The 837-nt window shown below is 72.2% G+C and carries 2 protein-coding genes; both read right to left on the reverse strand.

Features of this window, described 5'->3' with window-relative positions:
* Positions 1-422: DUF2163 domain-containing protein (locus tag FV228_RS31215; RefSeq protein WP_147857918.1), on the reverse strand; the 422-nt coding region annotated here is incomplete at its 3' end.
* A 214-nt stretch (positions 423-636) separates the two neighbouring features.
* A partial coding sequence (locus FV228_RS31220; protein WP_187277992.1) for a DUF2460 domain-containing protein occupies positions 637-837 on the reverse strand: 201 nt, incomplete at its 5' end.

Consider the following 837-nt stretch of genomic DNA (forward strand, 5'->3'; position numbering starts at 1 on the left):
GCCCCGAGCCGGTGGGCGAGGCCGCGCAGCTCCGCCACGAAGGCGTCGCCCTCCCGGCGCACCTCGCCGATCGTGCCGACATCGAGCAGCAGGCGCGTCCCGGGATTGGTCCAGTCGACCAGCCAGGTCTCCACCGTGGCGCCGTCGTAGAGGCCGCCGGCGATGTCGGCCTCGGTCAGCCCCAGGGAACTCAGCGCCCCGGCCACATCGCCGCCGGAGACCGCGAAGCCGGATTCGGCGCTGGCCTCGGCGGCCTCCAGCCCGGTGCGGGCGGCGTGGACCAGGCCCGCGAGGGTCAGGTCGCGGTCATGGTCGGTGAAGCCCAGCGCGACGCCGTCCCGCCGGTGCAGGGTCCAGCACCGGCACAGGGTGGTGACGCCGCCCGCGAGATGGGCCGCAAAGGCACTTGGAATATCGCGCATCTTTTTCCCCTTAAGGCACCTACGGGCGACTCCAGTTTGAGGCGCGACAGCTTTTGCAGAGCTCGACGCGCGCCCTCTCCCGTGCGGGAGAGGGCTGGGGTGAGGGGTCAGGTCTGTCCGGAGAGGTCGCACCCCTCACCCTGTCCCTCTCCCGCACGGGAGAGGGGACCCGCGCCTTTTCGCGGCCGATCGGACGATCCGAAATCTGCGTCCCTCACGGCACGATCTCGACCAGCGGCACCTTGGGGATCTCGCCGGCCGTGAAGGCTGCGAGGTCGATGGTGAGGTCGTCGGTGTCGAACCGGACCGGCACGTCGAAGGCGAAGCCCGCCGTGACGGCGGCGCCCTTGGCGGGGACGTGCCCGCCCGCGAAGGTCACGAGCCCGGTGGCCGGGTCGCACGCGAAGGCGTCGGC

Source organism: Methylobacterium sp. WL18 (assembly GCF_008040015.1).
Lineage (GTDB): Bacteria > Pseudomonadota > Alphaproteobacteria > Rhizobiales > Beijerinckiaceae > Methylobacterium > Methylobacterium mesophilicum.